The 6,680-nt window shown below is 58.0% G+C and carries 6 protein-coding genes; 4 read left to right on the top strand and 2 right to left on the bottom strand.

The genetic code is table 11. The features are described from left to right. Positions 1–209: 209 nt before the first annotated feature. Complete coding sequence (glgC, locus tag ADM64_RS06435; protein ID WP_042388575.1) at positions 210–1,427, bottom strand: glucose-1-phosphate adenylyltransferase; 1,218 nt, start codon at positions 1,425–1,427, stop codon at positions 210–212. A 112-nt stretch (positions 1,428–1,539) separates the two neighbouring features. Between glgC and glgA the strand changes: the two genes are divergently transcribed. The 3 genes from glgA (at position 1,540) to budA (ending at position 5,342) form a co-directional block, all read left to right on the top strand. After that, the gene (glgA, locus tag ADM64_RS06430; protein WP_049193596.1) at positions 1,540–2,736 is read left to right on the top strand and encodes a glycogen synthase; all 1,197 of its coding nucleotides are present in this window, start codon (positions 1,540–1,542) and stop codon (positions 2,734–2,736) included. Between the two features lie 202 nt (positions 2,737–2,938). Further along, positions 2,939–4,462 (top strand): glycoside hydrolase family 5 protein, encoded by a 1,524-nt coding sequence (locus ADM64_RS06425; protein ID WP_049193593.1) that lies wholly within the window; start codon positions 2,939–2,941, stop codon positions 4,460–4,462. A gap of 139 nt (positions 4,463–4,601) precedes the next feature. Further along, entirely contained in the window at positions 4,602–5,342 is a 741-nt protein-coding gene (gene budA / locus ADM64_RS06420) for an acetolactate decarboxylase (RefSeq protein WP_049180867.1), read from the top strand. A gap of 3 nt (positions 5,343–5,345) precedes the next feature. On the opposite strand, the gene ADM64_RS06415 is transcribed toward budA, so the two are convergent. Next, positions 5,346–6,221 (bottom strand): methyltransferase domain-containing protein, encoded by an 876-nt coding sequence (locus tag ADM64_RS06415; protein ID WP_038629489.1) that lies wholly within the window; start codon positions 6,219–6,221, stop codon positions 5,346–5,348. Between the two features lie 145 nt (positions 6,222–6,366). On the opposite strand from ADM64_RS06415, the gene ADM64_RS06410 reads away from it, so the two are divergent. Beyond that, positions 6,367–6,680, top strand: a 314-nt coding sequence (locus ADM64_RS06410) for a helix-turn-helix domain-containing protein (protein ID WP_241486319.1), incomplete at its 3' end; no start/stop codon positions are given.

Raw genomic sequence — 6,680 nt, 5'->3', positions numbered from 1 at the left:
GCTTGAAAGTGTCATAAACTCACACAGTTTCACATTTGCAGCCCATGCCCGTATTCACAGGCGAAGCCCGTAGCCACACGTGCAGCCCATAATTTTTGGGGCTGCCGGTTTTGGGGCTAGGTAGCAACTAGGTAGCAAAAAGGGTTAGAAGAAAAAGGGCACGTACCCCACGGTACGTGCCCTTTTGCAGCCGCTCGGACTCAACCAGCCTAGATAACCTGGTTCTTACCAACGGCCACAACGCCACCAGCGCTGACCTTGAAGCGCTCTGCGTCCTTCTCCGGATCGACACCGATAATGGCGCCGTCGGAAACTACAACGTTCTTGTCCAAAATCGCGTGGCGAACCACTGCTCCGCGGCCGACGCGAACGCCTGGGAAGAGAACCGAGCCCTCCACCGTCGCGCCATCCTCGACCACAACGTTGGTACTAATCACCGAGTTGCGGACCGTACCACCGGAGACAATCGAACCAGCACCGACCATCGAAGCCTGAGCAATACCGCCCTGGACGAACTTGGCCGGAGGCAGGTTCTCCTCCGAGAAGGTGTGGATTGGCCACTTCTTGTTGTAGAGGTTAAACACCGGGTGGACGGAAATCAGGTCCATGTTGGCCTCGTAGAAGGCATCGATGGTACCGACATCACGCCAGTAGCCCTTGTCACGTTCGGTCTCACCCGGAACGTAGCTGTCCTTGAAGTCCCAGACGAAAGCTTCGCCCTCCTCTACCAGCATCGGAATGATGTTTCCGCCCATGTCATGGTCGGAGTTTTCATCTTCCGAGTCACGCTTAATAGCGTCGATAAGCGCGGAGGTAGTGAAGATGTAGTTACCCATCGACGCGAACGTCGAGTTCGGGTCATCCGGGGTGCCGGGCGGATCTGCCGGCTTCTCCAGGAACTCGGTGATTCGGTTGTTATCATCGGCATCGATGACACCGAATGCGCTAGCCTCAGAACGCGGGACGCGGATACCAGCGACGGTCACGCCAGCGCCAGACTCGATGTGGGCCTCCAGCATCTGCTGCGGATCCATGCGATAGACGTGGTCGGCACCGAAGACGATGACGTACTCCGGATCCTCGTCATAAACCAAGTTCAGCGACTGCAGGATCGCGTCCGCCGAACCGGTGAACCAGCGCTTACCCAGACGCTGCTGAGCCGGCACCGGGGTGACGTACTGGCCGGTGATGCCGGACAACTGCCACGCCTGCGAAATGTGACGGTCGAGCGAGTGGGACTTGTACTGGGTCAGCACACAGATCTTCAAGAAACCTGCGTTGACCAGGTTCGACAGCACGAAGTCGATAAGCCGATAGCTACCGCCGAAAGGCACGGCGGGCTTAGCGCGGTCTTCCGTCAGCGGGAAGAGACGCTTGCCTTCGCCACCGGCAAGGACAATGGACAAAACATGTGGTTGACTCCTCACACCAACCAACCTATATGCGATTTACGTTCCTCGCTGCCAGTCTCCCCTCCCCGCTACCCACACCCAGTCATATCAAGCAACGGAAATTGTCAAATCTGGTTACGCTGGAACTATGCGTGTTGCCATGATGACCAAGGAATACCCTCCGGAGATTTACGGCGGAGCAGGTGTTCACGTAACTGAACTGACTCGTTTCATGCGCGGCCTCGACGGCGTTGACGTCGATGTGCACTGCATGGGTGCTCCTCGCGATGAGGCGGATGTATATGTCCACGGCGTTGACCCGGAGTTGAAGGATGCCAACGCCTCGATTAAGACGCTGTCCACGGGGTTGCGCATGGCAAATGCCGCCGCGGCAACCGACATTGATGTCGTCCACTCTCACACCTGGTACTCAGGCCTGGGCGGTCACCTCACTGGTCTGCTCAAGGGCATTCCGCATGTGGCAACCGCGCACTCACTGGAGCCGCACCGCCCGTGGAAGCGCGAGCAGCTCGGCGGCGGTTACGACGTTTCCAGCTGGTCCGAGCGCAATGCTATGGAGTACGCAGACGCTGTCATTGCTGTTTCCGCGCGCATGAAGGACGCCATCCTGGACGCCTACCCGCGTATTTCCCCCGACAAGGTTCACGTTGTCCTGAACGGTATCGACACCGAGCTGTGGCACCCGCGCCCGACGTGGGAAGAGTCCAAGGAACAGAACGGCTGGTCCGTCCTGGAGGAGCTTGGCGTTGACCCGTCTCGCCCAATGGTTGCGTTCGTCGGCCGCATCACCCGTCAGAAGGGTGTCGCTCACTTGGTCAAGGCCGCATCGCTATTCGACGACGGTGTGCAGCTCGTTCTGTGCGCCGGAGCTCCGGACACCCCGGAAATCGCGAAGGAGACTGAGCAGCTCGTCCATGACCTCCAGGAGAAGCGCGATGGCATTTTCTGGGTGCAGGACATGCTGCCGAAGGAGAAGATCCAGGAGATCCTGACGGCCGCGGATTCGTTCGTCTGCCCGTCCATCTACGAGCCGCTGGGCATCGTTAACCTCGAGGCTATGGCCTGTGGCACCGCCGTTGTCGCCTCTGATGTCGGCGGCATTCCGGAGGTTGTCGTCGATGGTGAAACCGGCACTTTGGTTCACTACGACGAGTCCGATCCGGAGGGCTTCGAACGAGGCATCGCTGCCGCTGTCAACAACATGGTTGCCGACCGTGACCGCGCTGCCAAGGTTGGCCAGGCGGGCAAGAAGCGCGCTGAAGATGTGTTTAGCTGGGAGAACATCGCTCAGCAGACCGTCGAGGTCTATAAGTCTTTGATGTAGCTGGCTGTCTGCGAGACGCCACGGCTGCGCGGTGGACGAAGTCTCCTCATAAGGCCCATCGCTTCCGAAGAGGAAGCGATGGGCCTTTCTTAGCTTTTTACTAACCCCGTTCAGGACATTTACTTATGCCTTTGCCCACTTTTTCTAAACCTAATTTGAGTTTTGGCTGAATTTATCATTACTGGTCAATAGCATACTGAGTATGAGATTCACTAAGAAGGTGGCAGCAGTTGGTGCCGCCATTGCCATAGCGCTAGCGGGTGCAGTACCGCATCAGGCGCTCGCTTCAGAAGTAGCACCATCCCCTAGTACCGCTACCATCACCGAGCGTGGTCCTCTTGGACAGTCCGGTCGCTGGTTTACCGACGGTGACGGCCGAGCTTTCCTCACTCAGGGGTCAAACATCGTCTACAAGCACGATCCTTACACCCCAGAGGCCGGAGGCTTTAACGAGGACGATGCTGACTGGCTCGTGCAGCAGGGCTTCGACTCCATGCGAGTCGGCATTATCTGGAAAGCAGTAGAGCCAAAGCCCGGCGAGTACAACGACAAATACCTGGATTCCATTGCCCGCACTATCTCCATGCTCACTGAGCGTGGAATCGCGGTCTTGGTCGATGCCCACCAGGACATGTACAACGAGAAGTTCGAAGGCGAATTTGCCCCGGATTGGGCTGTCATTGACGACGGCGTTCCCAGCCTCTTGAAGGTTGGCTTCCCCGCTAACCAGGCCCTCAATATCGGCCTCATTAGGGCATACGACAATTTCCTGAATAACCGCGAAGGGCCGGGCGGCGTTGGGTTGCAGGAGCGTTACGCAGCCATGTGGGGCCATGTCGCCAAACGTCTTGGCGACATGCCGGGACTGATGGGCTACGACATCATTAATGAACCGTGGCCAGGCTCGGCATACCCACTGTGCTATTTGGCTCTCGGCGACTGTGGTCCGGCTAAGGAAAAGCTCGATGAACTGCACCAGAAGGCTGCCAATCAGATTGTCGACAAGGACCCGGACGCTATTGTCCACTACGAGCCCTACTCCATGTGGAACACCGGATTGAACACGAATCCGGCAGCCCCGGAAATTCCTGAAACCGCTGGTACGGCCCTCAGCTGGCATGTCTACTGCACCACGAATGCCCTGTTCAACACCTACACGGGCTGTGACTTTTTCGATGGTCGCGTCTTCGACAATGCGGAAATCGTCTCATCCGGTAACGGCTCGGCCACACTGCTTTCCGAGTTCGGTGCGACCGACGATGCCGATACCCTCAATGGCGTAATTTCGCTTGCTCGGCGCCACATGGTCGGCTGGCAGTACTGGTCCTACTGCGGATGCGACGACCCGACGACGCAGAACCAGAAGGAACAGGGCATGGTCTTCGACCCGAAGGATCCAGGACCTGTAGGTGCCGATGCCTTCAACCGCGATAAGATGACCATCCTCGCCGCTCCACACCTGCGAGCGGTCGCAGGCACCCCGCAAGCTACCGATTGGAACCACGACACCCGTGTCTACCAGGCCAGCTGGAACAATAGCCGCGTCGATGGCACCGGATCTTTCGCACCTGGTTCCACCAGCGAGCTCGTTGTGCCCTCAATCAACTTCCCGAATGGGTTCACAGTGAATGTCGAGGGTGGCCACGCCACTGTCGCTGCCGATGGCCAGACGGTTCATATCGTCTCGACTTCTGACCACGTGTCAGTCACCATCCAGCCGAAGTAGAACCAACCGCTCGATTCACCAAACAACGCCCTGTGGATTCTTCCGCAGGGCGTTTTTCGTGCCGCAGGGTCCTCCCACACCATCGGACCGAAAACGCCGAACAAACTGAGCCACAAGCACCGCGAATATAATGGCTTCCATGACCACTCACGAGAATTTTCCAACGGTCCGACACACAATTTTCCAAAACTCACTGATGTCCGCACTGCTCGATGGCATCTACGACGGCGAGATGACCATTGGCGAAATCCTTGGTCATGGAAACTTCGGCATCGGCACCTTCGACGGTCTCGATGGCGAAATGGTAATCCTCGACGGTGTTTGCTGGCAGGTGCGTCACGACGGCTCCGCGACCCGGGCCACCATGGATCAGCGCAGTCCCTACACGGTGGTGACCAACTTCGTTCCCCACACGGTGATGGATGCGCCGGAAAACCTAACGCGCAAGGAAATTAGTCCCATCATCGATTCCCTGGTGCCGAGCCAAAACTTTATGTACGCACTGCGGATTACCGGCGAATTTGAGTGGGTGAAGACTCGAACCGTCGTAAAGCAGGAAAAGCCGTACCAGAAGATGGTTGATGCGACGGAAGAAGACGCGTCGGTTGATTTCGAGAACCTGCGGGGCACGATTGCGGGCTTCCGCACGCCGGTGTACGAGAAGGGAATTTCGGTGCCCGGCTGTCACGTGCACTTCCTTGCGGAAGGCGGCACCGGCGGCGGGCATGTGCTGGACTTTAAGCTGCGCTCGGGCACTATCGAGTTGTGCCCGGGCACCGACCTGCAACTTCGCCTTCCGCTAACGGCGGAATTCTCGGATGCTGATCTGGATCCGGATGACCTGGATGAACAGATTCACAAAACCGAGGTCAAGGAGTAGGCGCTAGTCGCCCGGGCGCCCCAGACGGGTGACATAGGCACGGGCGGTGACGTGCATCTCTGCAGGTAGCGCTGCAATACGTTCCTGCAGCACCTCTGGGTGGATATGGCGTGCCGACGGGCTCATACCGATCTGAGCGGCAATTGCACTCTGGTTGAGGTTCATACCGAACTCCACCAGCTCCGGGTCACCAACAGGCACGAGGTGCCCCTCTGCCTGGGAAATCATGCGCTCGACCTTGCCGCGCTCGACATCGATGATGCCCAGCGGCTCACGAAGCTCGCCCAGGTGACCAGTAGTGGCAGTCAGAACCACGACCTGGCCGCCCGGCTTGAGCACGCGAGCGAACTCCTCCGCGTTGCGAGGTGCGAAGACGACTGTAAGCGCATCGATGGAGCCATCACGCAGCGGCAGACGCGCCCACGCATCGGCCACAACCGCACCGAGCCGCGGGTGACTCTTGGCCAGGTGCTTGGCGGCCGGCACTGAGACGTCGATGCCCACGCCCCGGGAATTGGGAATGCTGTCCAGCGTGTGTGCGAGGTAATAACCAGTGCCCGCACCGACTTCGCAGATGACTGGGCTGGCGGCCTCGGACACGTTGGCGTCGTCAAGCACGTCCTGGACGTTGCCTGTAACTGCCTCAACGAATGGAGCATAGTGGCCACCAGAGAGGAACTCCTCGCGGGCGGTAATCATCTTGGCGTCATCGCCGGTGTAGCGCAGACCAGCCCCACCGGCGAGCGTAACGTAACCCTGGCGGGCGACATCATAGCTATGTCCGGATTCGGACTTCAGAGTCATTCGTTCGGCATCACCAAACTTCAAATCAGTGCCATCGATGGGGTCAGCAAGCACATCAATGATGTCAGCTAGCACGTCGGTCACTCCTCAAACTGAGCTAGAAAAATAATTTTCACTATCTTAGCCCGTGACGAGCTCAGCCAAGTAACTCCAATGCGAGTTACTGACTACGTTTATGACAAAAATTGCCCGAAAACTGGCTGGTAGGTTCAGGCGGTGAATGCATCACCACTTTCGACCAGGAGAAGTAGTGAAGCAAACCCGCCGAACGAAATACAGTGCCATCAAACCGATTGCGCTTCAACACATCGCCAACGGGGCATCAGCAAGCGCAGTTGGACGTGAGTTAGGGATACCCTCACCAACTGTCAGGCGGTGGGCGCGACAAGCCGGAATTGAGATCCAGCACCAATCGCACTACCCGAAGGTCTCGATGATGCATAAGCATCGCGTGATCTACGAGATGCTTATGGCCGGCTCATATAGTGTTGCCGAGATTGCCGCGCAGGCTGGGGTGTGCACAACCACGGTGTA

It is taken from the genome of Corynebacterium sp. 401_CJEI (genome assembly GCF_001076435.1).
GTDB classification, from domain to species: domain Bacteria; phylum Actinomycetota; class Actinomycetes; order Mycobacteriales; family Mycobacteriaceae; genus Corynebacterium; species Corynebacterium jeikeium_D.
The sequence above is the reverse complement of the archived record's forward strand: the minus strand, read 5'-3'. Positions and strand labels throughout refer to the sequence as shown.